This window comes from Mesorhizobium sp. B4-1-3 (assembly GCF_006439355.1).
Taxonomy (GTDB): Bacteria; Pseudomonadota; Alphaproteobacteria; order Rhizobiales; family Rhizobiaceae; genus Mesorhizobium.
Genome location: NZ_VFTG01000011.1, coordinates 43,753 through 69,539, shown reverse-complemented (window position 1 = coordinate 69,539; position 25,787 = coordinate 43,753). Strand labels below are relative to the sequence as shown.

The 25,787-nt window shown below is 63.5% G+C and carries 32 protein-coding genes; 12 read left to right on the top strand and 20 right to left on the bottom strand.

What is annotated here, in order from left to right:
* Positions 1 to 139 precede the first annotated feature (139 nt).
* From FJW06_RS16205 to FJW06_RS16195, 3 genes are all read left to right on the top strand, one after another.
* On the top strand, positions 140 to 481 hold the full coding sequence (locus FJW06_RS16205; protein ID WP_140753244.1) for a hypothetical protein: 342 nt from the start codon (positions 140 to 142) through the stop codon (positions 479 to 481).
* 119 nt (positions 482 to 600) lie between these two features.
* Positions 601 to 942 (top strand): hypothetical protein, encoded by a 342-nt coding sequence (locus FJW06_RS16200; protein ID WP_140753243.1) that lies wholly within the window; start codon positions 601 to 603, stop codon positions 940 to 942.
* A 116-nt stretch (positions 943 to 1,058) separates the two neighbouring features.
* Entirely contained in the window at positions 1,059 to 2,324 is a 1,266-nt protein-coding gene (locus FJW06_RS16195) for a DUF763 domain-containing protein (protein WP_140753242.1), read from the top strand.
* A gap of 243 nt (positions 2,325 to 2,567) precedes the next feature.
* Here the strand turns inward: FJW06_RS16195 and FJW06_RS16190 are convergent, their stop codons facing one another.
* Positions 2,568 to 3,164, bottom strand: coding sequence for a DUF6456 domain-containing protein (locus FJW06_RS16190; protein WP_140753241.1), 597 nt, complete (start codon positions 3,162 to 3,164; stop codon positions 2,568 to 2,570).
* Between the two features lie 190 nt (positions 3,165 to 3,354).
* Positions 3,355 to 4,197 carry a GcrA cell cycle regulator gene (locus FJW06_RS16185; RefSeq protein ID WP_246674642.1) on the bottom strand — a complete coding sequence of 281 codons (843 nt, stop codon included), beginning with the start codon at positions 4,195 to 4,197 and terminating at the stop codon, positions 3,355 to 3,357.
* A gap of 646 nt (positions 4,198 to 4,843) precedes the next feature.
* Between FJW06_RS16185 and FJW06_RS16175 the strand changes: the two genes are divergently transcribed.
* The 3 genes from FJW06_RS16175 (at position 4,844) to FJW06_RS16165 (ending at position 6,306) form a co-directional block, all read left to right on the top strand.
* Positions 4,844 to 5,476 (top strand): XRE family transcriptional regulator, encoded by a 633-nt coding sequence (locus FJW06_RS16175; RefSeq protein ID WP_140753238.1) that lies wholly within the window; start codon positions 4,844 to 4,846, stop codon positions 5,474 to 5,476.
* Positions 5,477 to 5,696: 220 nt separating this feature from the next.
* Positions 5,697 to 5,942 carry a hypothetical protein gene (locus tag FJW06_RS16170; protein WP_140753237.1) on the top strand — a complete coding sequence of 82 codons (246 nt, stop codon included), beginning with the start codon at positions 5,697 to 5,699 and terminating at the stop codon, positions 5,940 to 5,942.
* A 154-nt stretch (positions 5,943 to 6,096) separates the two neighbouring features.
* Positions 6,097 to 6,306, top strand: a complete 210-nt coding sequence (locus FJW06_RS16165) for a hypothetical protein (RefSeq protein ID WP_140753236.1) — start codon at positions 6,097 to 6,099, stop codon at positions 6,304 to 6,306.
* 429 nt (positions 6,307 to 6,735) lie between these two features.
* On the opposite strand, the gene FJW06_RS16160 is transcribed toward FJW06_RS16165, so the two are convergent.
* From FJW06_RS16160 to FJW06_RS16150, 3 genes are all read right to left on the bottom strand, one after another.
* Entirely contained in the window at positions 6,736 to 6,960 is a 225-nt protein-coding gene (locus tag FJW06_RS16160) for a DUF2934 domain-containing protein (protein ID WP_140753235.1), read from the bottom strand.
* 119 nt (positions 6,961 to 7,079) lie between these two features.
* Entirely contained in the window at positions 7,080 to 7,286 is a 207-nt protein-coding gene (locus FJW06_RS16155) for a hypothetical protein (RefSeq protein ID WP_073987464.1), read from the bottom strand.
* A gap of 134 nt (positions 7,287 to 7,420) precedes the next feature.
* Positions 7,421 to 7,720 (bottom strand): DUF1236 domain-containing protein, encoded by a 300-nt coding sequence (locus tag FJW06_RS16150; RefSeq protein ID WP_140753234.1) that lies wholly within the window; start codon positions 7,718 to 7,720, stop codon positions 7,421 to 7,423.
* Between the two features lie 258 nt (positions 7,721 to 7,978).
* On the opposite strand from FJW06_RS16150, the gene FJW06_RS16145 reads away from it, so the two are divergent.
* Complete coding sequence (locus tag FJW06_RS16145) at positions 7,979 to 8,284, top strand: DUF982 domain-containing protein (RefSeq protein WP_246674641.1); 306 nt, start codon at positions 7,979 to 7,981, stop codon at positions 8,282 to 8,284.
* A 170-nt stretch (positions 8,285 to 8,454) separates the two neighbouring features.
* Here the strand turns inward: FJW06_RS16145 and FJW06_RS16140 are convergent, their stop codons facing one another.
* Together FJW06_RS16140 and FJW06_RS16135 are read right to left on the bottom strand one after the other, a co-directional pair.
* Entirely contained in the window at positions 8,455 to 8,676 is a 222-nt protein-coding gene (locus FJW06_RS16140) for a hypothetical protein (RefSeq protein ID WP_140753232.1), read from the bottom strand.
* 218 nt (positions 8,677 to 8,894) lie between these two features.
* Positions 8,895 to 9,194: a DUF1236 domain-containing protein gene (locus FJW06_RS16135; RefSeq protein ID WP_140753231.1), complete on the bottom strand. Its 300-nt coding sequence runs from the start codon at positions 9,192 to 9,194 to the stop codon at positions 8,895 to 8,897.
* Positions 9,195 to 9,433: 239 nt separating this feature from the next.
* Here FJW06_RS16135 and FJW06_RS16130 point away from each other — a divergent pair, with 239 nt between their 5' ends.
* Positions 9,434 to 10,354 (top strand): DUF1236 domain-containing protein, encoded by a 921-nt coding sequence (locus tag FJW06_RS16130; RefSeq protein ID WP_140753230.1) that lies wholly within the window; start codon positions 9,434 to 9,436, stop codon positions 10,352 to 10,354.
* Positions 10,355 to 10,622: 268 nt separating this feature from the next.
* The gene (locus tag FJW06_RS16125) at positions 10,623 to 10,970 is read left to right on the top strand and encodes a hypothetical protein (RefSeq protein WP_246674640.1); all 348 of its coding nucleotides are present in this window, start codon (positions 10,623 to 10,625) and stop codon (positions 10,968 to 10,970) included.
* Between the two features lie 322 nt (positions 10,971 to 11,292).
* On the opposite strand, the gene FJW06_RS16120 is transcribed toward FJW06_RS16125, so the two are convergent.
* The gene (locus FJW06_RS16120; protein ID WP_140753229.1) at positions 11,293 to 11,700 is read right to left on the bottom strand and encodes a hypothetical protein; all 408 of its coding nucleotides are present in this window, start codon (positions 11,698 to 11,700) and stop codon (positions 11,293 to 11,295) included.
* A 549-nt stretch (positions 11,701 to 12,249) separates the two neighbouring features.
* Between FJW06_RS16120 and FJW06_RS16115 the strand changes: the two genes are divergently transcribed.
* Positions 12,250 to 12,792 (top strand): DnaJ domain-containing protein, encoded by a 543-nt coding sequence (locus FJW06_RS16115; protein WP_140753228.1) that lies wholly within the window; start codon positions 12,250 to 12,252, stop codon positions 12,790 to 12,792.
* A gap of 640 nt (positions 12,793 to 13,432) precedes the next feature.
* Here FJW06_RS16115 and FJW06_RS16110 read toward each other — a convergent pair.
* From FJW06_RS16110 to FJW06_RS16095, 4 genes are all read right to left on the bottom strand, one after another.
* Entirely contained in the window at positions 13,433 to 14,260 is an 828-nt protein-coding gene (locus FJW06_RS16110; RefSeq protein WP_140753227.1) for a hypothetical protein, read from the bottom strand.
* 348 nt (positions 14,261 to 14,608) lie between these two features.
* Positions 14,609 to 15,025 (bottom strand): TadE/TadG family type IV pilus assembly protein, encoded by a 417-nt coding sequence (locus FJW06_RS16105; protein ID WP_246674639.1) that lies wholly within the window; start codon positions 15,023 to 15,025, stop codon positions 14,609 to 14,611.
* Complete coding sequence (locus FJW06_RS30565) at positions 15,015 to 15,455, bottom strand: TadE/TadG family type IV pilus assembly protein (RefSeq protein WP_140753225.1); 441 nt, start codon at positions 15,453 to 15,455, stop codon at positions 15,015 to 15,017. Before FJW06_RS30565 ends, FJW06_RS16105 begins: the two co-directional genes overlap by 11 nt.
* Positions 15,456 to 15,460: 5 nt before the next feature.
* Positions 15,461 to 16,723: a pilus assembly protein TadG-related protein gene (locus FJW06_RS16095; RefSeq protein WP_140753224.1), complete on the bottom strand. Its 1,263-nt coding sequence runs from the start codon at positions 16,721 to 16,723 to the stop codon at positions 15,461 to 15,463.
* Positions 16,724 to 17,003: 280 nt separating this feature from the next.
* Here FJW06_RS16095 and FJW06_RS16090 point away from each other — a divergent pair, with 280 nt between their 5' ends.
* Positions 17,004 to 18,221, top strand: a complete 1,218-nt coding sequence (locus FJW06_RS16090) for a pilus assembly protein (protein ID WP_348644050.1) — start codon at positions 17,004 to 17,006, stop codon at positions 18,219 to 18,221.
* 26 nt (positions 18,222 to 18,247) lie between these two features.
* On the opposite strand, the gene FJW06_RS16085 is transcribed toward FJW06_RS16090, so the two are convergent.
* The 3 genes from FJW06_RS16085 to FJW06_RS16075 all read right to left on the bottom strand — a co-directional run bounded on the left by FJW06_RS16085 (position 18,248) and on the right by FJW06_RS16075 (position 19,344).
* A complete protein-coding gene (locus tag FJW06_RS16085; protein ID WP_140753222.1) occupies positions 18,248 to 18,484 on the bottom strand; it encodes a hypothetical protein in 237 nt (78 codons plus the stop codon).
* A gap of 29 nt (positions 18,485 to 18,513) precedes the next feature.
* Positions 18,514 to 18,804, bottom strand: coding sequence for a polymerase (locus tag FJW06_RS16080; protein ID WP_140753221.1), 291 nt, complete (start codon positions 18,802 to 18,804; stop codon positions 18,514 to 18,516).
* A gap of 348 nt (positions 18,805 to 19,152) precedes the next feature.
* The gene (locus FJW06_RS16075) at positions 19,153 to 19,344 is read right to left on the bottom strand and encodes a hypothetical protein (protein ID WP_140753220.1); all 192 of its coding nucleotides are present in this window, start codon (positions 19,342 to 19,344) and stop codon (positions 19,153 to 19,155) included.
* 747 nt (positions 19,345 to 20,091) lie between these two features.
* Between FJW06_RS16075 and dinB the strand changes: the two genes are divergently transcribed.
* On the top strand, positions 20,092 to 21,357 hold the full coding sequence (dinB, locus tag FJW06_RS16065) for a DNA polymerase IV (RefSeq protein WP_140753219.1): 1,266 nt from the start codon (positions 20,092 to 20,094) through the stop codon (positions 21,355 to 21,357).
* A gap of 12 nt (positions 21,358 to 21,369) precedes the next feature.
* On the opposite strand, the gene FJW06_RS16060 is transcribed toward dinB, so the two are convergent.
* From FJW06_RS16060 to FJW06_RS16040, 5 genes are all read right to left on the bottom strand, one after another.
* The gene (locus FJW06_RS16060; RefSeq protein WP_140753218.1) at positions 21,370 to 22,242 is read right to left on the bottom strand and encodes an aldose 1-epimerase; all 873 of its coding nucleotides are present in this window, start codon (positions 22,240 to 22,242) and stop codon (positions 21,370 to 21,372) included.
* Positions 22,242 to 22,997, bottom strand: coding sequence for an SDR family oxidoreductase (locus FJW06_RS16055; RefSeq protein WP_140753217.1), 756 nt, complete (start codon positions 22,995 to 22,997; stop codon positions 22,242 to 22,244). The genes FJW06_RS16060 and FJW06_RS16055 overlap by 1 nt, the downstream gene beginning before the upstream one ends.
* Before the next feature lie 10 nt (positions 22,998 to 23,007).
* Complete coding sequence (locus tag FJW06_RS16050; protein ID WP_140753216.1) at positions 23,008 to 23,739, bottom strand: ATP-binding cassette domain-containing protein; 732 nt, start codon at positions 23,737 to 23,739, stop codon at positions 23,008 to 23,010.
* Between the two features lie 4 nt (positions 23,740 to 23,743).
* Positions 23,744 to 24,721 carry an ABC transporter permease gene (locus FJW06_RS16045; RefSeq protein ID WP_140753215.1) on the bottom strand — a complete coding sequence of 326 codons (978 nt, stop codon included), beginning with the start codon at positions 24,719 to 24,721 and terminating at the stop codon, positions 23,744 to 23,746.
* A gap of 78 nt (positions 24,722 to 24,799) precedes the next feature.
* Positions 24,800 to 25,777, bottom strand: coding sequence for a sugar ABC transporter substrate-binding protein (locus FJW06_RS16040; protein WP_140753214.1), 978 nt, complete (start codon positions 25,775 to 25,777; stop codon positions 24,800 to 24,802).
* Positions 25,778 to 25,787: the final 10 nt, after the last annotated feature.

Here is a 25,787-nt window from a genome sequence, read left to right as displayed (position 1 = left end):
GAACGGCTTCGCCCGCTCCGCGCTGTCGTCCGGCATGAGCGCGGACCGAGCGCTCACGAAGCCTTCAAATGTTGCTGATTGTGCATGGTGGCGCAATTGCCGGACGTTATCATGGGTGAACCTTCAGGAGGAGGTTGCCATGAAGAAGTTTCTGTTTGCCTCGATGTTCGCCCTGGCCTCGACAGCAGCCATCATCACGCCAGCGGATGCAGGCAACGTATTCCTCGGCGGCAGCTATTTCGACTACGGCCCATTCGGCGACTTTTACGACAGTTACGGCTCCGCTCCGGTCTACGGCTCCTATTGGGGCGGCTCCTATCTGGACGACGGGCCCGGCTACGGCCCAGCCTACGGCAATGATAGCAGCAGCTATGTCGCCCCGCCGAATGTCGTGCACGCGCGCCGCCATTGCCGGGCCGAAGTGGTGAGAATCCGCAGCCATGACCACAGGTTCACGCGGGAAGTGCGCATCTGCGGCTAGTCGCCCCCGGAAACCAGGCGCGGCTTCAAATCCTGCCGATTTTCGCGCCGGCTTTGGCCGTCAAGCAGCTTTTCGGCTCCTCAAGCGTTATCAGTCCGAACCTTCAGGAGGAGGTTGCCATGAAAAAGCTTCTACTTGCCTCCGCAATTGCTGTCGCATCGGCAGTGGCCACGGTCGCGCCGGCAGATGCGCAAGGATTCTTCGGCCTCGGTATCGGACCGTTTGGCGGGTATCCGCTCTACGGCGGCCCGTTCTACGGAGGTGGCCCGTTCTACGATTACGGAGGCCGCTATTACGGCCCGCGTTACTATGATGATTATTACCCCGGCTACGTGATCCGCTATCCGCATTACCGGTACCATCGGTATTACAGACATTACTACGTCTATCCGCACCGGTACCATCACAGGCATCATTACCGGCACCACAGGCATCACCACGGGTATTACTACCGATATTAGCGGGTGATGCGACCGGCGGACTGGCTGATCTCCCTCCTTGTGGGGGAGATCGCTTCGGCGCCTTGCAAATTCTCGCCAAAATGCCATCTAACTCTCCGGCATCCACGGAGACATCCTTGACGCAGCGAAGCGGCAGCGCCGACCTGCCGCTGCATGGCGGGCGGGTCCCGAAATGGCTGGGCGAGCGCATGACCAAGCTCGGCGCGGTGCTCTGCGAAGCCATCATCCACCATTACGGCCGCGACGAGCTGTTGCGGCGGCTCGCGCATCCCTTCTGGTTCCAGTCCTTCGGCGCCGTGATGGGCATGGACTGGCATTCGTCCGGCATCACCACTTCCGTGATCGGCGCGCTGAAGCGCGGGCTGAACCCGATGGCGAGCGAGCTCGGCATCCATGTCTGCGGCGGACGCGGCGCGCATTCGCGCAAAACGCCGGGCGAGCTGCTGGCGATCGGCGACCGCGTCGGCCTCGATGGCGATGCTCTCGCCTCCGCCAGCCGGCTGGTGGCCAAGGTGGACAGCGCCGCCGTGCAGGATGGCTACGACCTCTACCTGCACGGCTTCATCGTCGCCGATGACGGGCGCTGGGTGGTGGTGCAGCAGGGCATGAACGGCGACGCCCGTCAGGCGCGCCGCTACCACTGGCTGTCGGAAGGGTTGACGAGCTTCGTCGACCAGCCGCATGCGGCGATCGAGGGCGAGACCCAGGGCGAAATCGTAAACCTGACCGACCGTCGCGCGGAGAAAGCGCGCAGCGGTCAGGTCGAACTTCTGAAGACGATGAGCCCGGAAAAGATCCTGACCGAGTTGGCCGTGCTGGAGGCTCGCCCCGAACCCGAACCCGCCGCACAGCCGCTTCTGCCCAACCTGGTCATGCCCGCGCATCACGACGTGCGCGAGAGCGACATCGTCATGCGCCGCCTGCACGGCAACATCGCCTCGGCGATCGAAAGCGGCCCGAAGGATTTCCCCGAGCTGCTGCTCGTCCCCGGGGTCGGCCCGCGTACGGTGCGCGCACTGGCCATGGTCTCGGAAGTGGTGCACGGCGCGCCCTGCCGCTTCTCCGATCCTGCCCGCTTCTCGCTCGCCCATGGCGGGAAGGACCGCCACCCCTTCCCCGTGCCGCTGAAGGTCTATGACGAGACGATTTCCGTGCTGAAATCGGCGGTAGGCAAGGCGAAGCTCGGACGCGGCGAGGAATTGGAAGCGCTGAGAAGGCTCGACGGCGAGTCACGGCGCATGGAACGCTATGTGACGGGACCGAGCCTGAAGGAGATTGTGGCGGGCGAGATGGACCAGTCGCATTTGCTGGGCGGGCGGAGTGTGTTTGGGTGGGAGAAGGCGCCCGAGAGCGAGCCGAATCCGCTGAAGAAAGACGCTTGAGGGCCGCACCGGCAAAAACTAAAGGTCGGCGCCGCCCTCATTGCCCTGCCGGTCATTTCTCTCCGTATCGTGAAAGGGGCTGTCTCCGGCGTCGCGCCCCTCCCTTCGCCCCGTTTACCAAGAGAAGATGCCTAAGGGCGGATGAGGGGCAGCACCATGCCTCTGCAAGTTCACGCCAGCACCTTACATCGTGATTCACTTCGCTTTGCCAGGCCCTTGATTTGGCTACGTCCATGCTACCCCTCACCCCGCCCGCCTCCCCATCATCCCATAGTGCACCGCGAGCAGATCCAGCCCGACCTTCAGCAGCTTCACCACAACATCCCTCCCCTCACCGCTACGCTCAGCGACAGCTTTCACTGACTGGCCTTCGAGGCAAATCTTGCGCACCACATCGGCCACCTCCCAATGCGCGAGCGCGGCCACGGCGTGGGCATACGCCCGGCCGGCTGACAGCACCCGATCTGGGACGCCACCGCCGACGCGTCCGCTATCGACACGCTCGCTCCAGGATTGCGGCTGCAGGCCCTCGCGCTGGCTGCGCTCGAAATCGTCGCGAAAGCGCTGGCCGGCCTCGCGCTGCTGGCGCGTCAGCGAGGTGATGCCGGTGAGCGGATCGACATTGCGCAGGCGCACGACGCCGCCGGTGGAGGTGTAGCCGCCGTTCGAGACTTCGTAGACGCGCCGCGCCTCGGCCGTGCCGGCGGTCAGCCGCTGGCGGCCGAAGGCGTCGTGCTTCAGCGCGAAGTCGTGGCCGATTTCGCGGCGGATGCGCACCTGCTCGGCCTCGCCCTTGGGGAGCTTTGGCGGTTGGGGTTTCTTGGCGGTCTTGCGGGGCATGGTGCGGTCCTCGGGGTTGGGTGGGACGTGTCAGAACTGGGTTCCTCGCCCCCGCCAAGGCGGAGGAGAGGTGTCCGCGAAGCGGACGGAGCGGGGCCCTCATAGGGCGCTCTCCTCTCCGTCTCGGCTTTGCCGAGCCACCTCTCCCTACTTTGTAAGGCGAGGAACCTCGATCTTGCCGGGACGCCTTTCACACCCCTCTCCCGCGCTGGCCGTGGAACCTTGCATGGTGATGCGCGCAGTAGGAGCGCGTGGCCGACGTCGGCAGGCCGCAGCAGAGCATGTCCGGTCCCGGGCGCGCGCCGACGGGATCGGCTTCGGCATCCTCGCGCAGCGCCAGATCGAGCGGCGCACGGCAGCGGCCGAACAGACAGTCGAGGAAGCGCATCGCGGCGACGTGCGGCTGGCGGCCGGGGTTTACGGGCGGCGGAGGGGCCGGGAGCTTATAGAGATGCGCCTCGGATTTCTCGCGAGCGCCGGGGGTCAGCCATGCCGGTGGCAGCGTGCGGGCAGGTTTGCGGGCCTTGGGCTTTTTGGCCTTGGGGGTGCGGGCGGTGACGAGATTCGCTTGCGTGACGGTTCCATCGACGGACAGGCCTGCGGGACAGCACCCCTCTCTGTCCTGCCCGTCCTCCGCAGCAACTGGGCCGCAGTTGCGGAGGGTGGACCGGACATCTCCCCCACTCGGGGGGAGATTGGCGGTTGCGGTGTCGGCGTCCTCCGCCAGTTCGGCGTATCTGGCAAGCGCGGCCGGCTCGGAGAGCGTCACGCTTCCAGCCGCCACCCTGCCCCACCCAGGGCGATCCGGCCTTGCACGCTTCCTCGGTCGGCCTCCGGCGCGACCGCCTTTGGGATTGGCGAAGCCGATGGCGCTCAAACCGGCGTTGCGGTGGACTATGCCGATGATGGCGCTGCGCGAAACCGGAGCGCCGCGCAGCGCGCTGAAGCGGCCGGCGATGCGCGAGGCCGAAAGCCCCTCCTTCAGCAAGGCGGCGATCTCGCCGATTTCCTTTTCGGTGTAGGCAGCGGCCATGTCTCGTTCCATTGATTGCGAAGCGCTGGGGCGAAGCGCCCGGCTTTCGGCCAAGCGCCAGGATTCGGCCGTTAGGCCGTTTGGTCAGGTCGGCGAAGGCGTTGAAGGTCAGGCGCCGCCTGGAGGGCCCAGGCGAAGGAGCGCGGCCTCGGCGGCGGCGCGGGTTAGCCCGGACACCGCGTGCCCCGTCATCCGGTCGAACAAGATGACGGTGCCGTCTTCGGTGCGGATGCAGCTTGTGCCCGAATTGGAGGCCGGAGCCGGGGGAGGAACGGCTCCGGCCTTTCCGGTGAACCGGGGTGCGGGCGGCTCGACCGGATCCGGGGCAAGTGCCCCGGAACGCGCCCGGACCGGGGAGGAGGACGGTCCGGACGATTGGAATTCGACAGGCGATTCGAACAGGCAAGACCGTTCGAATTGTACGGACAGGGGCGCGTTCATGTCGCCTCCCCTTGCGTGGCGGCGAAAGCGCCGATGCCCTGCCAGGAGCCGGCAAGTCCTGAGATGCTCATGGGTAGCGCCGGAATCACGGGCAGTGCGGAAATGCTTGCGGGATGCTCATTCATGCGCTAAGCGTACGTTATGTACGAAAGGCGCGCAAGCGAAATCGTACACTTTGGACGATTATTTTCAGGCATTTTGTACGATGATGGATTCCCGGCACAGATTGCAGCAGGCGCGCGCCCAGGCCGGCTATGCTTCGCCAAGCGATGCCGCGCGGGCGCTGCGCGAAATTAACAAGAACACCCTCATCAGCCACGAGAACGGCAACAGGCCGTTGTCGCGGAAAGCTGCCGAGAAATACGGCCGGCTGTTCGGCGTCGACCCCGGCTGGCTCTTGTTCAATGCCGATGGCGCGGAAGCGGCGCCGGTCAGCCTCGTCTCCTCGCCCGCCACCGTCGACGTGCCGATCGTGTCCTGGATCAGCGCCGGCGAGCTCGGCAGCCAGGACAGCGTCGTCAACCTCTCAGACTATCCTACCATCCCCACCGCCGACCTCGAGGAAGGCGAATGGATCGCGCTCCGCGTCGACGGTCCGTCGATGAACAAGATCTCGCCGCCGGATTCGATCATCTTCGTCAATTTGCGCGACAAGCGGCTGGTGACCAATGGCTGCTACGTGATCGCCGACGAGACCGGACGCGCCACCTACAAGCGCTACCGTCCGAACGACAATCCGCCATTCCAGCCGGCCTCCTATCTCGACATCCCACCGCCGGAGCTGGAGGGGGCGATCACCATCATCGGGCGGGTGAAGCGGTCGATGATCGATATGTGAGCCCCAATCTTCCTTCATGAGGGAAGACACCGCAGGCACCGGATCGTTCAAATTGTACGAATAGCGCTTGATTGTATTTCGTACATAAAGTACGATACCTCCCTTCTTTTGAGGGGACTTGCTTGGACACCGCGAACCATGCCGCTTTTGCCGACCTCTCCGCCCCTTGCTGTCGCCACTGCCGCTCGCGGAGCGCGAACGTCTCGCCGGCGCATGGCGCATGGCCAGCCAGGATATCGCCGACGACATACGCTTCATCCGGCAATATCTGAAGGTGATCGCGGAGAAGGACGAGCGGCTTTCGACCGGCACGCTGGTGCATGGCCGCGCCTATGTCGAGGCTTGCGCGGCTTGGCTGCCGGAGACGGTGGCGCGGTATTCGCGCAATCTGAGGCTGATCAGCGAATGCGAAAGCGCGATGATCGCGGCGGGGGTAAGGTTCGCCCGGTCGAGCGACGCATGGTGACCAGACAATCGCACCGCTACAACCCTTAGGCCACCCGTCCAAAAATGCATCGTTTCACACAATTGCCAATTGGTGGACGCGCAAGAACGGCCGGTGGTTAATTCCTCTCAGGCGAAGGAGGGTAAAGCCGCACACCAGGGAGGAATTCGTTTTGATGAACCAGCACATCGACATCGGCATACAACTCGACGATCAGCCCTACGAAGTCATCTCATTCGCGCGCAAGCACGGCCTGACGATCCCCGTCGCGGACGCGGTTCTTTTCGCCAAGGGCCCGTCGCCGTCGCGGGCCGCCTGCGATACGGCCGCACTGGCTTTCCTGTGCGCGGTCGCGCGATACGCCGGAAAGCAAGGGAAGCGGTAACCTCCCCTACCACTGAACTGCAGCCCCGCGCTGTCGCCAATCTGGCTGCCGGCGAAGGGATGCCGAGCGTGCCGGTCAGCCGGCCGCCATCGGCGAAGCCTTCGCTGAGCACCGCGGCGCCAGTGATGCCGAAGGCATTGGCGTAGCCGGCATTGCCCCAGTTGAGGCGTACACCGAAAGCTCGCCCTGCACGAGATCGGGCGCGGCGAGCGCGGCCGAGATCGACCGCCGCCTGGCATGGCGCCACCGCGAAGAGCGGTGCCGCGCCGAGGTCGCCGGCGCAAGAAGATATCTGAACATTGGTTGCCCCCAGCCTGGGAGCGCGCCCCGCCCCAACGGAGGTTGAAGCATCTCCATACCGCCGAGAAGCGGAGGAGCCAAGTCCGGTCGTTTATCGGGATGAGCCGGCGGCGGCGCGGCCGCCGGCGATCAAGCCTTGGCTTTCGGTTTGGCCGCCTTTGCCTTGGCGGGAGCCTTGGCTTTTGGCTTCTCGGCCTTGGCAGCGGTCTTCTTCGGACTCTTCGCCTTGCCCGCCGCATCGATCTCGGCGGTCGCCCGGTCCCAGTGATCGAGATGCGCGCCCTCAGGCCGGCCGGCCTGCTCCCAGATCTCGTGCGCCCGCTGGCGAATGCGTTCGTGCCTGTCGTCCGTCACTGTCGCCTCCTAAAGTTGGGACGGTTCCCCAGCGCGAACACTAGCCGAATTTTCGCGCGGCGTCTTGGGTGTCGACGCGGTGCGCAGACGCAGCTGAAGCAAGCTCAGGTGATGGCTCGTTAGTCGTCGGAGAGGACCATGATACCGAGATGCGCGGCTTTCTTGACGATCAGCCCGGTGAGATCGGCGTCGGAACGCTCGGTTCCGGTACGCTCGCGCAGCAGCGTGACCGCCTTCCTGATCGACAGCAGCCCATCGCCGCGCTCGGCCAGCAGCCTGTCGACTTGGCGCGCGATGTCAGGTGATTCGACGTGTGGATGATGCATGGCAACGACTCCTTCCGCTTCGCTGCCTCCCAAACCGCTGCGTATTTTAGGCCTTTTGCGAGGATGCGAAAAGAGCCCGATCCTTCCGCGGAAGGATCGGGCTCTTCAGGGCCCAAGTGTTCTTGGACCACCCGTTACTGGATCACCTGCACGACGCGGCGCGTGCCGGGGTCGATCAGCACCGTGTGATCGTTGACGACCGCATAGCGGTACTGGACGTCCGGAACCTCCTGCAGCTCGACGGTGTCGGGCACGGTGGAGCCTATGCCGAGCTCGAGGCCGAGCACGTTGACCGAGGCGACCGGATGCTTGTGGACATATTCCTTGACCACGGTCTGCTGCTCAGGGGTGACAATCACCTCGTCCGCGGCCGCGATGCCGATACCGGCCATCAGTGCCAGGCCGGCGACAGCTGGAATGAGGATGGTTTTCATCGTTTCTCTCCTGTTGCGTGGGCGAGCTCCGCCTGGGCTCCGCGGGGCGGAAACACAGGCAGGTCGAACGTTGGAGCTCCCGGGGCAAACGCCCCTGGCAAGGTGTTGTTCCGTCAGGGACGGCTAATTGATTTGGCGGAACCTTCGCATCGGCCGGGCATTGGAAGGCATTGAAACTTCCCAAAACTTTGAAATCCATAGGGCGGCGGCGTCATGCGAAAAAGTTCCATCAGAAGCGACATCGAATTTCGATCCCCGGTGGCGATCGCAGTCGGCGCCGGTTTCAAGCGCGAAATCACCTCGCTGACCGCGATGCAGAACTTTCTCAAGGAGTGGCCGTCGGCCGCGCGGGACGAGAGTTACGTCGCGGCGCTGCGCTCCTGCGAGGCTGCGCGGACCGGGGAGATCGATCTCGACAAGGCGCGGCAGGCATTCCTGATCTTTGCGAAGAAAGCGGGCATCGAGTGGACCGGCGCCGATCCGGTCGTGATGCTACGCGAAGCGAAGATCAGGCGCAACCGAGCGCGCGAAAACCGGGCGCAGAACCGACACGTGTCTGGATAGACCTTCGCTCAACGAGGTGGGCTAAGGCCTTCTTTGAGGCCATCGAACACGTGAAACGTGTTGGACGTCGTCGGTTGCGCCACACCGCAGCCATACGCCTGCAGACCGCCGCCTCGCCGGGGTGGCGGTCGAGTGCTTCTGTGAGTGGATTTCGGGGCTGGTGGCCGCTGTCAGGTCGACGTCGATTCGCCCAGCGCCTCGGTGACGAAGGACGCGGCGATCAGATCATCGGCCTCGATGCGTAAGGAGCCCTCGCCGCCCCCCATGATGGCCGCGACCTTCTGGAAGGCCTTCATCTCATGCTCGGTAATCCGGGCGTCCCGCATCCTGGCTTTGAGATCGGCGACGCGTATCCCGAGGGAACGGGATGTTCCGACTTCTCGTTTCGACATGTTCGTCAAACTCCTCCTCGACCCGCCCATATCTGTTCGCCACCGCCCGAATCCCCACACTGCCATTGCTTTGTGTTGTCTGTGAGACAGCGTGGACCCAGAGCCGCTAACTCAGGCGCAAAGGGAAGGTTCCGTTAGCACATGGTAACAAATAATAATCGGTTAATGGCCCGCCGCCAAAAACCGGCGACGGGCCATCCGATTCGGCGCGTTATCGATTAATTGAGCACCTTGACGATCTTGCGTGTACCGGGATCGACGATGACCGTCTGGTTGTCGACGACAACATACCGGTATTTCACGTTTGGAACCTCATGCAACTCGACTGTGTCGGGAAGCGTGCTGCCGACGCTGAGCTTGACGCCGGGAACCTCGACCGAAGCCAGCGGCTGCTTGTGCACATATTCCTTGATAACCGTTTCCTGCTCCGGCGCGATGACGACATCCTGCGCGGCAGCCGCGCCAATGCCGGCAAGAAGCAGCAAGCCGGCGGCGGCGGAGGTGAAGTGCATTTTCATTGTTCGTCTCTCCTATGTGGATTGAATCAAATCGCCTTGATGCTGCGCCTGCGATTTTCCACAGCGGGTCGGCATTCTCGTAACGCCAATCGACCAGCGTTGTTCCTGCAAATTTTGGGTGGCACCGGCAAAATTACTCTCGCCGAAATGATCCTCTTCGCCGTCGCAACAATTTCGGAACAATGCGTTTCGGGCGGGGTTACCCATGCGAAGGGACCGACTTTCCGAGGAGAAATCCAATGAAACATCTGCTGATCACGAGCATGATCGCGCTCGGCGTCGGTTGCGGCGCCGCGATGGCGCAAACCGAATCCGCGCAGCCGAGCGGTGGCGATAATTGCGCGGCCGGCACGGCCGATTGCCAGAAGGGCGGCAAGGCCGGCGGGCAGGCGCAGGGCGAGATGAAATCGAAGACCGAGATGAACGCCCAGGGCAAGACCGGCGCCAATACCGAAGAGCAGGCCCAGGGCAAGACCAAGATGAAGACCGACGAGCAGGCCCAGGGTCAGGCCGGCGCCAATACCGACCAGAGCGCGCAGGACAATACACAGCTGAAGAAGAAGCAGGCACAGGGCAAGACCGGCACCACGGAGCAGAACGCTCAGGGCAACACCAAGATGCAGACTGAGCAGAACGCCCAGGGCAAGACCGGCACGACCGAGCAGAATGCCCAGAACAAGACCAAGACCCAGACCGATCAGCAGGCTCAGGGCAAGACCGGCACGACCACTGAGCAGAATGCTCAGGGCGGCAACACCAAGATGCAGACCCAGCAGAACGCGCAGGGTAAGACCGGCACTACTACCGAGCAGAACGCCCAGGGCAATACCAAGATGCAGACTGAGCAGAACGCCCAGGGCAACACCAATGCCGGGACAGACCAGAACAAGACGGCCTCGATCAACAACGTGACGGTGGAGCAGAAGACACAGATCACGCAGGTCATTCATGAGACCCATGTCGAGCCGGTTCGCGACGTCAACTTCGACATCTCGGTCGGCGTTGAGGTGCCGCGCCACAAGGTGCGTCTGCATCGCCTGCCGGCCCGTATCGTCAAGATCGTTCCGGCCTATGAGAATTATGAGTATTTCGTGTTGGCCGACGGACGCATCGTCATTGTCGACCCGGACACCTACAAGATCGTAGTGGTCCTGAGCTGATCCGGCCAGCATAGCTGACAAGGGCCCGCCCGGCTGGCGGGCCTTTTTGCGTGAGGGAAGACATCCGAACACGCCGGTATCCGCCTGCACATGCACATTAAATGCTGGTGCCCAGGGAACGATCCGGCGCGATTCCCGGTTGTCGCAACGGAAGTCCTGCGTCCGTCGTCCCTATCAGGACCGGACGAAAGGGCGATGGGCCAGCCGGCAAGTCGTTCAAGCTTGCGGTCCACCTGGAAAAGGTGCATGGGTCGAGATGGGTAGAGACATGGGCGAGATCGTCGATGGCCGAACGTGGTCGCGGCGCTCGGTTGGGCAAATGTATTTTCCGCAGTTTCTTGTGGGAATGGTGGCGACGCTTCTGGTCATCCTCGGCTGGACCTTCATGTCCACGGGATCCGCCTGGATGGCGATCGGCTGGACGTTTCTGGCGGCCGTCGTTCTGCAGGCCGGCTATTTCGTGGCCGTGGTCTGGCTCGTGCACGGCGAGACCCGCGTGACCGACGAAGGCAAGGCGGATGCAAGCCCGGCGCCTGCGAAGATGCCCGGCCCGTTCGAACGCGACGGCATCGTCCACGCCCTCATCTTGCGGCTGTTCCCTAAATTGCTTCCCTGATCGCTTTGCGTGGCATTTCGCAGGCGAGAGAGGCGGCCGCGCTGCAACAAGCCTGGCACGCCGCATTCTCTGCTTGAACGCGGGAGGCGGGCTGCGCCTCGGCGTCAGGGCTCCGGGCGCCATCCATTTGCAACGTCGCCGGCGGGGCGCCTTCACTGCGGCGCGATCAACGCCGGCTTGCAGGGCTTCCTTGATCGGAGCCGAGCCCTGCTCGGCTCGCCAAGCCAGCGCATTCCACCGTTTCACGGAAACGGCGAAATGCCCTATCCCATTGTTTTTACGCAATCCGGACGGAAACCGCTCACACTTTCCTGGAATTGTCCTAGCGCGCGGTGGCCGGTGAGGCCGAGCGCACCGTCTCCGGCGACGAAAAGACGACGAAGCCAAAGACCAGCACTGCAGCGGCAACGATCAGCGAGCCTATCGCCACGACCGGTTCGATCTCCGGATGGCCTGCCGCCAGCATCCAGTAAAGTGCAGGCAGCATGACGACGAGGCCGACCGTATAGAGGCCGTAATGGATCAGGGCGATGCGACGTTCCGCCTTGGCCGGGTTGAGCGCATAATAGCCGCCGAAGATGGCGCTGGTGACCCAGCCAAGAAGGTTGATGTGAGCATGCGCCGGGAAGGCGCCGTGATCGCCCGAAATCGCCATCTGCAACCCAGCGGCGATGCCCAGGATGAGAAAAACGATGGCCGTCTTGAAGAAGAGCTCCGAAACCCGTGGCATTTGCTGTCCTCCCAATGCCTCTGTAAAACCCGACTCTGCGAAGTCTACACCTTGCAAGCCATATTAGCCATGGCGCACCTAAGTCGGTGCCGCTTTCGGGCGAAGCTGAGGTGGATCGCCGGGTTCCGCCAAAAAGGCTCGCCTCTTTCGAGGCGAGCCAAAAGGGAGCCGGGCTTGAGGTCGGCTCCCATCCAGGTTGCCACCTGAATTTCAAACATGGCTAACGTAGCAGAGTGCGGGATTTATTCCACCGCGATCGCGGATCGGTCCGGCAGGCTCTCCAATTCCGCGCGTAGAGAGCGAGCGTTTCGCCGATCGGACGCCCGCGAACCAGCGCGCCGACCAAGTCGTCTCCTTCCCTTCCGGCAGGCGGGTGAACGCATGCCCTTCAACATCCCGAATCCGGCTTGAAAGTCAGAGCAATTGCGGCGGGCATTTGCGTCGGCCGCAGCGGTTCGGGACCGGCCCGGCGGCGCCTTGCAAGCGCGCGGCATTTGAGCAATGTTTGGAATTGGGGAGTGGTTTCCGTAATTTCGGAAGCACGATTACATGTTCATCGACTACTACGAACTTCTAGAAATAAGCCCGAACGCCAATTCCGAGACCATCGAGCGGATCTTCCGCTACTTTGCCATGCGCTACCATCCCGATAATCGGGAAACCGGCAATGAATCGCGTTTCAGCGAGATCGTGGAAGCCCACAATACGCTTCGCGATCCGGCCAAACGGGCACAGTACGATATCCTTTATCGCGAGCATCTGGGCCTTCGCCACGAACTCGCGGAAGGAGCGCGCGATGGCGGCGGCATGGAGAGGGACAGCGTCATCCAGGCCAATCTGCTGTCGCTTCTCTATGTGAGGCGCCGGCGAGACGTTAACAATCCGGGCATCGGTGACGAAGAGCTCGAGCGCCTGTCGGGCTGCCCTCGCGAGCACCTCGAATTCCATTTGTGGTACCTCAAGGCGAAGGGCTTCATCGGCAGAACCGAGAACGGAACGTTCGCCATCACCGTCGAAGGCATCGATCACGCCGGGGCCAAGCACAACGCGGGCCGCACCGACGCCACCCGCCTCCTCGATCACGCCGATTAGGCCGATCATCAAAGGCCCGCCTACTGGTGCCTGAACCAGTGGCGGGCTCGATGACGGCACAGCTACATCCCCGAGGAATCGACTGTCGTCTTCTCAGCTCCCCATCTCTGGGCTCGGCTCGCCGGGGGGCGGCGGAGTCTAAGCCATGCACCATGGTGGGCAAGAACAGGGAGCGCACGGGTACACTGGCGTTGTGCTTCACCGAGTACAAGGTGACTGAGATCCGACGCGCCAACGCATTAGGCCGGCACCGACCCGTCGAGGGTCAGGACGCCCCGAGACGGCTTGAGGCAATCGCGCTGGTTGCCGGCTCGAACATCAAAAGCTGTTGCCGGCCTGTCACGCCAACGATAAGTATGTCGGAATACGATATTTTTTCGGAAAGACGTCAGCGACACCCGAATTTGCGCCGCCAAGCCGGCGTATTCATCGTTCAAGAAAGCACCGGCCATTCGTCAAAACAGGTGGCAACCTGTAGCGGGAACCGACACCCAACAATGCGGCTCCCGCTTTGGCTCGCCTCGAAAGAGGCGAGCCATTTTTCTTTCTGAGATCGCCAATGCGCAACCGCCGGCATATCAAAAGCCGCCGGGCAAGACCCGGCGGCTTTCGTTCGCCCTCTGGTCCGGTTCGCCCGGCCTTATGGGGTCGTGGTCGTTGTCGCCGCCGTGGCGGCGGCCTGCGCGTCGATCTTGCTCGCCAACATAGCCTTCGCCGCAGCCGTCACGTCCGCGTCGACCGACTTGTTGGCCATGCCGGAAAGGGCGGCGTCCAAGGATGCATCGGTGGGAGGCGGTGCGTTGCCAACTGCGGCCTGGGCATCGGTGACCGACTGGTTATCGGCGGTGATTGCCGTGTTCTGGGCGTCGATTTGCGCCTGAACATCGGCGATCTGCGCATCGAGAGCCGCTTGTTGTTCGGCCGTGAAGCCGGTCGTGACGGTCGCGTTGAGGTCGGCGAGTTGCTGAGTGAGGCCGGTGAGCTTGCTCTGGTCGGCGGCCAGTTGGGCGTTTGCCGCGTCGAGCTTGGCCTGAGCGTTCTTGGCTGCCGCGGCCTGCGTCACGTAAGCTTGGACACCGGCGAATTTCTTGCTCTTGGAATGCTCGTAGGCGCTCAGATTGCGCTTCAGTGAGTTCAGCCGGCCGAGCTTGGCGTGGATGTTCGTTTCCTTGGGCGTGGCGGCCGTGGTCGTGTTGTCGGTCAAGCTGTCGTCAGACGCGCTGTCGTCCGAGGCGCTGTCGGTGCCCTTGTTATGGCCCGGCGCGGAAGCCGACTTACCGTGCGAAGCACCGCTGTTGCCGTTGCCGTTACCGCCGGCGCTGCCGTTTCCGTTACCGCCGTTGCCGCCATTACCATTGCCGCCGCCATGGCCGTGGCCGCCACCATTGCCGCCAGCGCCCGCGAGCGCCGGGGCCGACGCCAAAGCCAGAATGGCGAGGGACGCCAGGAGTGTCTTTCGCAATGTCATTGTGCTTCTCCGCAGATGAATCGTCACGATCCGCCCAACCGCTAGGTAGCGTCTTATGAGAATTTCCTAATGGCGTCGGATAAACTTTAAGCAATTGCGGTCGCGAAATGAGAGGGCGGCAGCAGTCGCCCGAAAACTCTCGCCAAAAATCACCTTAACATGTTGAAATTAGACGAAAATTCAAAAGACCTAACCCCCTTAGGTCGTTTGAAACAATGAGGGCCCTTGTCCCGCCAGACCATGGTCCAAGAGACACTCCCGCATCCGCACAAGCCGAGAGAGTAGCCATGTCCGATCGCGCAGGAATCCAGCCGGTTCGGCGCAGCTGCCCGTCCGGGGACCGATCCTCTAACCGCCGACCAACGGCACGGTCACCGAGGTCGTGTAGCTGATTGGAAAATTGCTGAAGTAAGGGAAGCTGATGACGAAGGCGTAGCTGGCATTGACATGCGCCATGCGGAAGCCGCCGCTCGCCGGGTCGGTGGTGATGGTGACGCGCACATTCTGCAGTCCAAGCGCCTGCAGCTTCTGCGTGGCGATCGCCTGGATATCGGCCTGGGTCAGCGTGTTGTTGAGCTGCAGCGAACGCGCGGAGGCTTCGAGCGCATAGCGGACGCTGGATATGCTGTTCATCGACCAGCCGAAGGCGAAGATGCCGAACAGCAGCATGATGAGAAAAGGCGCGACCAGCGCGAATTCGAGACCGGCGCCGCCCGTCTCATCAGCCGCAAATGCCGAAAGCCGGAGTCTTCGTTCAGCGCACACGGACCACCTGCAGATGGCCGAGCACGGTGTTGTCTGGGTATGGGCCGAAGGTGAAGGGCGGGATCCAGGTGCCGGATGCCTGGATCTGCACGTAGACGGACGGCGCTTTCGGTCCACTGCATAAGGTCGACGCATCGACCACGGTGGTGCCGCACTTGTAGATGCGACTGATCGTGACCTGCGCGTCGGAAGGCTTGTTCTCCCAGCTCGCCAGCGCAACGGTCTGTGTCGCACCGTCATCGGCGGATCCCGCCATCACAAAGTTCGCCGCGGTCTTCACGCCGGCGCGCATCGATAGCGAACTGGCGACATAGGACCAGCCGTCCATGATTCCGAGCAACGCTGCACACAGGACCGGCAGGACCAGCGCCAACTCCACCGCGGCTATGCCCGATTTGTCATGAACGGCCGAAAAGAGTTGGCGGGCCACAGGCTTCACTCGACGACCGCGACCGATTGTGCCGCCGGAATGTCCTTCATCCCAAGGCTCGAGCAGTCTTGATTGATGGTTGAATTGCCCGACCACTGGATGGTGTCTGCAATCACCTGGGTGCAGCCGTTCTTACCCGAGAAATTGCCGAGATAGCTGACCAACTGCCTGGGGAAATAGATGGCGCCGGTCAAGAGCGAGGTCGCGGTCCCGTTGAAAGTGCTGGCAGCGCTGCTGCCCGTCCTGTCACCGTAGAACAGCACGCCGGAATAGGTGCCCGAGGTCGGCGCGCTCAGTATCACGGTGGCGTTGCCGTTGATGCTGACTGTGTTGCTGCCGGACATGAAGATGGTTACGCCGTTGGTGCAGGGTGCAGCGCAGGTGACGACCGCGCCGGCGTTGATCTTCAAGTTGCCCTGCACGACATAAGTACCGGTCGACAGCGCGACATTGCCGTTGAGGTCCATGCCGCTGCAGTAGGTGCCGGCTTGGAGTGTTTGCGAGGTTTTGCCGTTGCTGACGGTCCGGCATGGCGTGGTGCCCGGTGCCGGCAGGCTGGCGAAAGGATCGGAGGCGGGCAGCGCGTGGGTGATCGGGGCCTTGCAGACCATCGTCGGCGGATTGTTCAGCAGGACGCCGCCGACCGTGATCAGACAATCGGTCTGGACCCCTGCCGAGCCCTGAATCTTGATCGCGTCGGAAGCGAGTGAATTCGACATGACCGAGCAGCCCGTGAGCTTGACACTGGTGCTGCCGGAGAAAAGCGCTGCCTGCGAGGCGGAGGGATTGAGCGCCAGCACGCAGGCCTTTGAAGCGTCGGTGATCAGCGCCACCGCCCTCGCCTGTTCCGGCACCTTTGTCTGGGTGAAGATGGAGGTGAACATGCGGTCGAGGTTCTGGCTGAGGATAACCTCCACCGCCTTCTTGGCCGTGTTCGGCCCTGAGGTCGGCGGCGTATTGACGACGATTGTGCCTCCGCCCAGCCCGTTCGAGGTGGCCGACGAGATGGCCGCGGCTGTGATAGCCGCGGTGTCGGATCCGGCGATCTTCTCCAACGCGCCGGCATAGGCGGCAGCGTCGGCGATCGCCTGCAGCTTCAGGCTCGAATAGTACCAGTAGGAGGTCTCGACGCCGAGCCCCGCGCCGCCGACGACGACCGGCAGGGTGAGGGCGAAAATGGTGGCGACATTGCCGCCCTTGCTTCCGCAAAGGCGTCGAAAAAAAAGTCGAGAAAAAAGATGTCTGAAAAAACGACCCGAAAAGGCCATGGCCGAGCGCGCCCAAGCTATCCCAGCCGTCACGTCATCATTTCGATATGAACGAATACCTAATTATTCCACTCGATTTTTGCCGGTAGGACCCCAGCGCGCTACTGCCCCCACCTTGCGCCGCGCCAACTAAGACTTTAGACCTACAACGCCTCGGACTTAAGGACTAAGTACCAGGGAAGTATGATGTTTTAGCACTTTCTGCATTTTATCTTTTTTGCAAATCGCTCGTTGAGATGGCGCGCCTATCACATCTTGCATGTCAGCGAGGATGGGCTCCATGTTGGGACAATTTTTGGCATCGAGGCACGGCAACTTCGCGGTCGCGGCCGCGGTCGCCATGCTGCCGCTGATGCTCGGCGTGTCGGCATCCATCGACCTAATAGGCACGAGCGACGACGCCGCCCAGTTGCAGAATTCGCTGGACGCGGCTGGCCTCGCGATCGGCACGAAATACCAGGCAAGCATGTCGGCGAGCGACGTGCAGCAACTCGGCCAGACCTTCTTTGCGGCCAATATGAGCGCAGCCGACGCGCAGGAGCTATCGGGCAGCCTCGCCGCCTTCCAGGCCAGCGCAAGCGGCAATCCGGGCGCCTACTTCATTTCGCTATCGTCGAGCATCAGCCGGCCGGCCTTCATCAGCGGCATGCCTGCCTGGCCGGCGACGCGCAGCGCCGCAGTCAAGCTCAAACCCGGCGCGCAAGCCTGCGTGCTCGCGCTCGATCAGCACGCCGACAGTGCGGTCAGCCTGCAGGGCTCGACCGACGTGGCGATGAACGGCTGCGTGATCGCGGCCAATTCGGATGCGCCCGACGCCGTCAGCCGCGGAGGCTCGGCGACCGTCAGCGCCGGCTGCGTCTCGACGGTCGGCCGCACGCAAGGGCTGACGCCGCCCAACGCCACGCTTTCCTGCGGCGCGCCGCATGAGAACCAATATGCTTCATTCGATCCGCTGGCCGATGTCGTTCCGCCTGCCTATACGCTCTGCCTGCCGGTGCCCAATGGCAAGACGGTGACGCTCTCGCCGGGCACCTACTGCGACAAGACCTTGTCGGGAAAGATCACCCTCAATCCGGGCACCTACATCATGCGCAACGTCACCATAAAGCCGGGCGGCAACGGCAGCCTGAGCGGCCAGGGCGTGACGATCTTCCTGATGGAGAATTCGCAGTTCACCATCAACGCCAACGAGCAGGTGAACCTCTCGCCGCCGACGAGCGGTCCTTACGCCGGCATCACCATCTTCCAGGCGCATGGCAACACTCAGCCCCTGTTGTTCAGCGGTGGATCCGGATCGGTGGTCAGCGGCTTCATCTACGCCCCCGACGCTACCATCACCTATACTGGAAATTCGGACATGAACGCCCAAGGCAGTTGCCTGCGGCTGGTCGGCGACACTATCGCGATGATAGGGAATTCGGCCGTAAAGTCGGATTGCACGGCCGAACTCGGGAGCCGGGCGGCGTATGCGGGCCGGATGATCACCCTGGCGAAATGAGCACCAATCTCCCGTCTGGGAGGAGATTACGCCAAGTCCATAGTATCCGCGCCCGCCTGCTCATCAAAGAGCACCGCGCAGCCGCGCTCGAGCGCGACCTGCGTCAAGGCGTTGGTCGCATCCTCATCCGACGAGACGAAATCGCCAGTCAACACGCGCAATTCCTCGACCGCCTTCGACATCGGCACGACACGCCCGGCCGAACGGTCGCTCGCACATGCGTCGATGACGCACAGAAGATCGATGAGTTCGAAATTGTCCATGGCGGCCTCCGCCAGCGCCATCCCTTCGCTCATTCAACGGCATGAGCCGCCGGCTGGTTCCCCCGCCTGCCTTCATCGGGCGGCCTGACAGGCGCGAGCTTGAGATCGAAGCGGGCCGGCAGGCACGGCTCGACACAGGCCCTGCGCACCGATCCTGTCGCGATCGTGTCGATCGGAAGAAGGATCACCATCTGGGCCTGGCGTTGTGGCCAGAGCGGCCTTCCGAAGAGCAGGAAGACGCCGCCGACCAGGCCGGCAAAAAGCAGCATGGCAAACAGGTTCGCGATGATCTTGCCAGGTTGCACGGCCAGCAGCTCCAAGAATGGTCCGGGAAGGAGTGCCCGCCATATCGCAGGAATGGCGGGCACCCCGTGGTCAACCGCCGATGAAGGGACTATGTCCGGCGGCTTGCTACCCAATGAAATTGATGTCCTCTTGTTTCTCACAAATCGACGTCTCGGGCCTCTGCGTTCGACAGGTAAGACTTCAGTCTGAAGATGGCCCCAGACCGTCGATATGCACCCGGCGTCGATCAAGACGCGATGGCTTCATGGTTGGCGATGGCGGATGCAACCGAAGGCGCTGGCAGAGCGTTGGTTGCCGCTACTCCACTCTCGGCCCGCGTGTTCTCGAGAACCGCGGGCCATTCCTTGAAGCGCGGCCGATATTCAGTCCTCGATGTCCATCGGCTGATGACCGGGCTGCTGGTGCCATAGCACCTGACGATAATTCGTCAGCTCGACGACCTGCGCGCAGACCGGACAGACATAGCTGTCGCAGCATTGGCGAAGCGCCGGCGGGCCCCGGCGGGCGGCAATGAACGGCGGGCGCGGATAGCCTTCCACGACTTGATCAAGCATCGGTTTCCTCCTGGTGGTTGTTTATTGTCCCGCCCAAAAGTTTGTCCCCTCGCCCGGCTATATGCCGCCGGCGCGGTGCTCGGCCGCGCTGGAGCAGATGCATCAAGCTGATGGGGGGTTGCGAGAAGCCGCGACGGTGTTGCCTTGATCCTTGCCGAGGGTCGCATCGAATTCTCCCTGTCGGGCGAGAACGGATTGGTCCCTCAACCACCGCGGTGCCAGCGCGAGAACAGAAAAGCACCCGGCGACCAGGTCTGCAATAACTTTCGATAGAAGCGCCAAATGGGAGGACTGCCATGGCCGAAGTCGCAATAAACGTGATAAAGCTCGAATCCAAATCGCACAACAATCCCAACGAGGTCCGCGCGCCCGCCAAGACGCGTGTCGAGATCGTACGGCTGCCGGGCTATACGCTCGGGCGGATGAACATGCAGCCGGGCTGGAAGTGGTCGGAATGCGCAAGCGATCGCCTTCGAGGTGAGACGGCAGAAGCGAGGGCGTATAGACCACGGAACAGAAGCGGAAAGCGGGTCGCCCAGAGGCGCCCCTGTTTCGCTTGCGGCAACATTCCCCAGGACGCAACCTGCGCTCTAGCTGTGGCTGTAGCTGCAGGTTGTGGAAACTTGCACGTTCAAACGTGGTGGCTTGACATAGAGCTTCTTTTGTTCTCTTTATGTTCCGATAATTCCCCTTACAAAAGATGCAGCTAATGCTGCAACGCCACACAAATGGCCACGGGAGCGTTCGATGGCCGCCACCACGACCGCCGCTGCGGCCGCCACCATCCTGCATGCCGATCTCGACGCCTTCTACGCGTCGGTCGAGCAGTTGCTCGATCCATCGTTGCGCGGCAAGCCGATCGCCGTCGGCGGTGGCGTGGTGCTAGCGGCGTCCTACGAGGCGAAAGTCTTCGGCGTGCGTGGCGGCATGCCCGGCCGCAAGGCGCGCGAGCTCTGCCCGCAGCTCATCTTCGTGGGCGGCCGCTTCAGCGAATACCAGCGGCTCGGCGACGCAGCGATCAAGGTGCTCGACGATTTCACGCCGGTCGTCCAGCGCATCTCGATCGACGAAGCCTTCGCCGACGTCGCCGGCTGCACGCATTTGTTCGGATCGCCGCAAGAGATCGCGCGAAAAATCCGCGAGCGGGTGAAGGCTGAGCTCGGCCTGCCGATCTCGATCGGCGTGGCGCGGACGAAACACCTCGCCAAGATCGCCTCGCAGGTGGCGAAGCCCGACGGGCTGGTGGTGGTCGAGCCCGGCAGCGAGCTTTCCTTCCTGCACGATTTGCCCGTCACGCTGATGTGGGGCGTCGGCCCAGCGACCAAGGCCAGGCTCGCCGAAATCGGCGTAGAGACGATCGGGCAGTTGGCGCGCACACATAGCGGCGCGCTGGAGCGGCTGATCGGTCATGCCGCCGGCCGGAAGCTCGCCGCGCTCGCCTGGAACCGCGACCCGCGCAAGCTCGATACGCATCGGCGCGCGCATTCGGCCGGCGCGCAGTCGGCGCTGGGCCGCAAGCCCGCGCTGCCGCGTGTCTTCGTGCCGACGCTGCTCCATCTGGCCGACCGCGTGGCGAGCCGGTTGCGCGCCAAGGACCGGCCCGGGCGCACGGTCACGGTGCGCGTGCGCTTCGCCGACATGCGCGCGGTCACCCGCTCCGTCACGCTGGAGCAGCCGATCCAGGCCACCACCATGCTCGCCGAGATCGCCGGGGAGTTGGTGCGCGGTGTGCTCGCCGCCCATCCGGGCGAGCGGGACATCTCGCTGCTGGCGATCTCCGTCTCGCATCTGGAGGAAGGAGCCGAGCTGCAGCTCGAACTGCCGCTCGGCCTGGCAGACCAGAGGCTGAAGCCCGGCAGCCGCAAGGGCCTCGCCCGCTTCGGCGCCGACCGCGCCGTCGACAAGATCCGCCAGCGCTTCGGCAAGGAAGCGGTGGGCTATGGAACGGTGGCGCTAGAAAGCACGCGCTCGGTGCCGGACGGGTTCAGGGAACTGGCCGAGAAGGAGTTGTAGAGGAAGCGGTGCTCAATCCGTCTCAACGACCGCCCAATCCAGCCGCATCGTCGCGCTTATCGTTTGCCCATCGTCGAGCACCGTCAGCCCCTCGCCATGATGCGCGTCGACCGGGTGCGAGACCGGCTCGAAGCAGAAGAAGCCGGCATCGGGCGACGGCGAATAGAGGATATAGACGCCAAGCTCCGGCGAGGCGGTGAGCGTGACCTTGATCTCATCCTGGAGCTGCACGATCGAGGCGCGGCGGTTCCAGCCGTCGAAGGCGTTGTTCACCCAGTCCAGCGGCAACGGGATGGGACGATCGAAATCCCAAGCCGGATGCTCGCTCACCGGCACGACGCCGACAGGCAGATGGCGCTCGTCCTCCAGCCAGACACGTTTCGCCCTGGCCTCCAGCAGAGTCGTGTCGCCGCGCGGGAACCAGGGATGGAAACCGAGGCCGTAAGGCAGGCGCATGCCGGCGCGGTTCTCGATGGTGAGGTGCGCCTCCAGCACGCCGTCCTGCAGCGCGTAGGCGACCGAGGCCACATAGCGGTAAGGGCCGATCGCGCCGTCGTCGAGCACCAGCTCCGCCGCGGTGTCGGTGTGGCGCGCCAGCCGCCACGGCTTCTGGAAACCGTCCCCATGGATCGGAAAGGCTTCGCCAGGCACATTCGGCGCGACGGCGTGGAAGCGGCCTTCGAACTCGAAGCCGCCGCCCGAGATACGGTTCGACCACGGCACCAGGACCTGGCAGCCGGACGTGCCGGTGCCATCCCCTGCCCTCAACAGCGGTACCGGCGCGCTGCCGATCACCAGCGCGTCGTAGCGGGCGATCGCGGCGCCTCTCTCAGGCGCTAGGACCAGACTTGCTCGCCCGTCGTTCAGCTCGACCGCGCCAGCCATCACCAGCCGCCGTCGACGGCGATGTTCTGACCGCTGATCATGTCGGAGGCAGGCGAGACGAGGAACAGCACGAGATCGGCGACATTGTCCGGCTCGATGCGCTTCTTCAGGCTCTGGTTCGCGAGGATCCAGTCATTGTACTCCTTCAGCCGCTCGCCAAAGACGCGCTCTTCCGCCTCCGAGACCACTGCGCCCGGCGACACGGCGTTGACCCTGATGCCTTGTGGCCCGAGTTCGCGCGCCAGCGACTTGGTGAGGCCGAGCATCGCCCCCTTCGACGCGACATAGGGCACGTAGCCGTCCCAGCGGCCGTTCAGCGTAATCGAGCAGAAGTTGACGATCTTGCCGTAACCCTTGGCCTTCATGCCCGGAGCGCAGGCCCGCGCCAGCGCGAAGGCGGCCGAGGAGTTGACGCGGATCTGGTCCTCATACTCGGCGAGCGAGAATTCCTCGAACGGTCGGTTGATGATCAGCGCCGCGTTGTTGATCAGGATGTCGATGCCACCCTCCTTCGCCGCCAGCGCGGCAACCGTCGCTTGCGCCTCGACCAGCAGGTTGAGATCGCAGCCGACGAAGGCAATGTCGCCGTTAGCCTCACCGGCCAGCCCGGCGACGATCTCCGCCGCGTTCGCGGCATCCGGGCGATCGAGCACCACAACGCGCGCGCCGGCCCGCGCCAGCGTCACAGCCTGGGCCCGGCCGAGCGAGCCCAGGCCACCCGTCAGCAGCACTTTGCGACCAGCGAGCGCCTTCATCAGCTTCTCCTCACAAGAGAGAGTGGACTTCGTCGATCGAGGTGTCCGCGACGCGCTTGTCCAGCACCACCTCGCCGCGCGCCATCGCCACGACGCGATCGCAGCAGTCGAAGACGTGATGCATGTTGTGGCTGATGAAGACGCCGGTCACCCCCTGCTCCTTCAAGCCGCGCACGAAGCCGATCACCTTATTGGTCTCCTTGACCGAGAGATGGTTGGTCGGCTCGTCGAGGATCATCACCTTGGACTTGAAATGCATGGCGCGCGCGATGGCGACGCCCTGGCGCTGGCCGCCGGACAGCTCGCCGACGAGCGCCTCGGGAGAGCGCAGATGCAGGTCGACACTGGCGATCGCGCGGATGCTCTCCTCAGCCATCTTCTTCTGGTCGAGGATGCCGACGCCGAAGATCGAGAACCGGGTCGGCTCGCGGCCGATGAACAGGTTCCGGGCGATCGACATGGTGGGTACCATGGAGTTGTACTGGTAGATGGTCTCGATGCCGAGATCCATGGCGTCGCGCGGCGTGGCGATGCTGACCGCCCTGCCCTCGACGTTGATCTCGCCCTGGTCGGCACGGTGGACGCCCGACAGGATGTTAATCAGCGTGGACTTGCCGGCGCCGTTGTCACCGACCAGGCCAAGCGCCTCGCCTCGCTTGAAATCGAGGGTCACGCCCTTCAGCGCATGCACGCCGGAATACCATTTGTGCAGGTCGCGCACCGAGATGATCGCGTCGCTCACCGCTTCAGCCCTCCATCTTGATGGCCTTGGCGCGCTTGCGCATCCAGGCATTGGCGACGACGGCGAAGATGGTGAGGAAGCCGATGGCGAACTTGAACCAGTTGGCGTCGACATGGCTGAGCACAAGGCCGTTGTCGATGACGCGGATCAGCGTCGTGCCGATGATGCCGCCCATAACGGTGCCGATGCCGCCGGTCAGCGAAGCGCCGCCGATGACGGCGGCGGCGACCGCCTGCAATTCCAGCCCCTCGCCGATCGAGGGCAGCGGCGAGCCCAACCGCAGCACCTGCAGCATGCCGGCGAAGCCGGAGAGCACCGAGCACAGCATGAAGCAGATGATCTTGACCCTGGCGGTTGGGATGCCCATCGAGGCGGCGGCAGGCAGGAAGCCGCCGGTGGCTTTGATCCAGTTGCCGAAATTGGTGCGCGACAGCATCAGCGAGGTCAGTACCGCGACCGCCGCGAACCACAGGAAAGACATGCGGAACATGTTGCCGGGGCCGACAAAGGAGGTGAACAGCCAGTTGGGCAAATCGATGGGCAGTAGCGGCGGAAAGCCGCCCGAGACCACGACCGTGAGCGAGCGCGCCATGAACAGCATGCCGAGCGTGGTGATGAAGCTGGGTATCGCGAAGCGGATGGTGACGTAGCCGTTGATGAAGCCGATGGCCGCGCAGACCAGCAGCCCGGCCAGCAACGCCAGCGGGAACGGGGCGCCATGCACCATCAGCACCGCCATGGTCATCGGCATCAGCGCGAAGACCGAGCCGACCGAAAGATCGAACTCGCCGCTGATCATCAGGATGGTGACGCCGATGGCGACGAGGCCGGCCTCCGGCAGGATGCCGAGGATGCCGCGCAGATTGTCGGCGTTGAGGAACACACCGTGCGAGCGCACCTGGAACAGGATGATGAGCAGCACCAAAAGGATCAGCCCGGCCAGCTCCGGCTTTTCGAGATAGGTCTTGAACAGGCGCTTCAACGAAGGCTCCGGGGTTCGGGATTCGGATGCACCGGCGACGTCAGGCGCCGCCGATGCAGGTCTCGCAATTTGAGGAGCTTACCTCAGCCCCTGAGCGGACAGCGCCATGATGCTGTCGGCTTCCTTCGGACGCACGATGCCTTGGCCGGTGTCGATGTCGGAAGGAGCAAGGCCGATCTTCTTGTTCAGATAGGCCTCCATCACCGGCATGAAGCCCTGCATGTAGGGCTGCTGGTCGACCAGCGCCTGGACATAACCCTTCTGCATCTGCTGCAGCACTTCCGGAACGAGGTCGAAGCCGCCAAGCAGCACCTTGCCCGGCGCCACGCCGCGATCGGCGAGCACGCGCGCCACGCCGGCGCACCAGAAGCCGGTGTCGAAATAGGCCGTGGTGTCGGGATGCGCGTTGAGATAGGCGCCGACGCGGTCGGAGGTGATGGCGAGATCGGTGCCGCTGTCGATGCGCTCCCACGACACGTCGCGGTCCTTGTGCGCGGCCTTGTATTCCTCGAGGAACTGCATGATGCCGGCGCCGCGGCTTTCGGACCAGTTCTGGCCGGGCGCGGAAATGCCGACCAGCACCTTGATCGGGCCGTCCTTCGGGAAGCTCTCGGAAATCGCCTTGGCGAGCGAGTAGCCGGCCGGCCTGAAGCCCTGACCGACAAAGGCCTGCCGCGCATTGCCCTTGGCGCCCTCGGTGTCGTCGACATTGACGGCGATCACCAAGACGCCGGCGTCGCGCGCTTCCTTGATGACGTCGTCGAAAGCATGGTCGTCGACGATCGAGGTCAAGAGCGCGTCAGGCTTGGCGGCAAGGGCGGCGCGCATGTTGGCGACCTGCTGCTCGACCGAGCCCTCGGTCTGGGTGAAGACCATGTTGCAGGTCGCCTCGACCTTGCCGCAGGCATCGTCGAAACCCTTCTTCACCGCCTGCCAGAACGTGTTCGAGGCCGACGAATGATGGGTGAAGACGATGTTGAGCCCGTCGGCGCGGGCCGCGGATTGGCCGCCGATCAGGGCGGTGCCGAGCAATAGCATTGCGGTGAGTTTCTTCATGTCTGTTCCT

Excerpts from the sequence above, each read along its gene's own strand:
- FJW06_RS16090 (WP_348644050.1), top strand. The coding sequence starts at position 17,004 with ATGTTGGGACAATTTTTGGCATCGAGGCACGGCAACTTCGCGGTCGCG.
- FJW06_RS16095 (WP_140753224.1), bottom strand. The coding sequence starts at position 16,723 with ATGGCCTTTTCGGGTCGTTTTTTCAGACATCTTTTTTCTCGACTTTTT.
- dinB (WP_140753219.1), top strand. The coding sequence starts at position 20,092 with ATGGCCGCCACCACGACCGCCGCTGCGGCCGCCACCATCCTGCATGCC.
- FJW06_RS16130 (WP_140753230.1), top strand. The coding sequence starts at position 9,434 with ATGAAACATCTGCTGATCACGAGCATGATCGCGCTCGGCGTCGGTTGC.
- FJW06_RS16205 (WP_140753244.1), top strand. The coding sequence starts at position 140 with ATGAAGAAGTTTCTGTTTGCCTCGATGTTCGCCCTGGCCTCGACAGCA.
- FJW06_RS16150 (WP_140753234.1), bottom strand. The coding sequence starts at position 7,720 with ATGAAAACCATCCTCATTCCAGCTGTCGCCGGCCTGGCACTGATGGCC.
- FJW06_RS16110 (WP_140753227.1), bottom strand. The coding sequence starts at position 14,260 with ATGACATTGCGAAAGACACTCCTGGCGTCCCTCGCCATTCTGGCTTTG.
- FJW06_RS16185 (WP_246674642.1), bottom strand. The coding sequence starts at position 4,197 with ATGGCCGCTGCCTACACCGAAAAGGAAATCGGCGAGATCGCCGCCTTG.
- FJW06_RS16075 (WP_140753220.1), bottom strand. The coding sequence starts at position 19,344 with ATGCTTGATCAAGTCGTGGAAGGCTATCCGCGCCCGCCGTTCATTGCC.
- FJW06_RS16140 (WP_140753232.1), bottom strand. The coding sequence starts at position 8,676 with ATGTCGAAACGAGAAGTCGGAACATCCCGTTCCCTCGGGATACGCGTC.
- FJW06_RS16165 (WP_140753236.1), top strand. The coding sequence starts at position 6,097 with ATGAACCAGCACATCGACATCGGCATACAACTCGACGATCAGCCCTAC.
- FJW06_RS16040 (WP_140753214.1), bottom strand. The coding sequence starts at position 25,777 with ATGAAGAAACTCACCGCAATGCTATTGCTCGGCACCGCCCTGATCGGC.
- FJW06_RS16060 (WP_140753218.1), bottom strand. The coding sequence starts at position 22,242 with ATGGCTGGCGCGGTCGAGCTGAACGACGGGCGAGCAAGTCTGGTCCTA.
- FJW06_RS16120 (WP_140753229.1), bottom strand. The coding sequence starts at position 11,700 with ATGCCACGGGTTTCGGAGCTCTTCTTCAAGACGGCCATCGTTTTTCTC.
- FJW06_RS16170 (WP_140753237.1), top strand. The coding sequence starts at position 5,697 with ATGGCCAGCCAGGATATCGCCGACGACATACGCTTCATCCGGCAATAT.
- FJW06_RS16135 (WP_140753231.1), bottom strand. The coding sequence starts at position 9,194 with ATGAAAATGCACTTCACCTCCGCCGCCGCCGGCTTGCTGCTTCTTGCC.
- FJW06_RS16085 (WP_140753222.1), bottom strand. The coding sequence starts at position 18,484 with ATGGACAATTTCGAACTCATCGATCTTCTGTGCGTCATCGACGCATGT.
- FJW06_RS16155 (WP_073987464.1), bottom strand. The coding sequence starts at position 7,286 with ATGCATCATCCACACGTCGAATCACCTGACATCGCGCGCCAAGTCGAC.
- FJW06_RS16125 (WP_246674640.1), top strand. The coding sequence starts at position 10,623 with ATGGGCGAGATCGTCGATGGCCGAACGTGGTCGCGGCGCTCGGTTGGG.
- FJW06_RS16055 (WP_140753217.1), bottom strand. The coding sequence starts at position 22,997 with ATGAAGGCGCTCGCTGGTCGCAAAGTGCTGCTGACGGGTGGCCTGGGC.
- FJW06_RS16115 (WP_140753228.1), top strand. The coding sequence starts at position 12,250 with ATGTTCATCGACTACTACGAACTTCTAGAAATAAGCCCGAACGCCAAT.
- FJW06_RS16190 (WP_140753241.1), bottom strand. The coding sequence starts at position 3,164 with ATGCCCCGCAAGACCGCCAAGAAACCCCAACCGCCAAAGCTCCCCAAG.
- FJW06_RS16200 (WP_140753243.1), top strand. The coding sequence starts at position 601 with ATGAAAAAGCTTCTACTTGCCTCCGCAATTGCTGTCGCATCGGCAGTG.
- FJW06_RS16175 (WP_140753238.1), top strand. The coding sequence starts at position 4,844 with ATGATGGATTCCCGGCACAGATTGCAGCAGGCGCGCGCCCAGGCCGGC.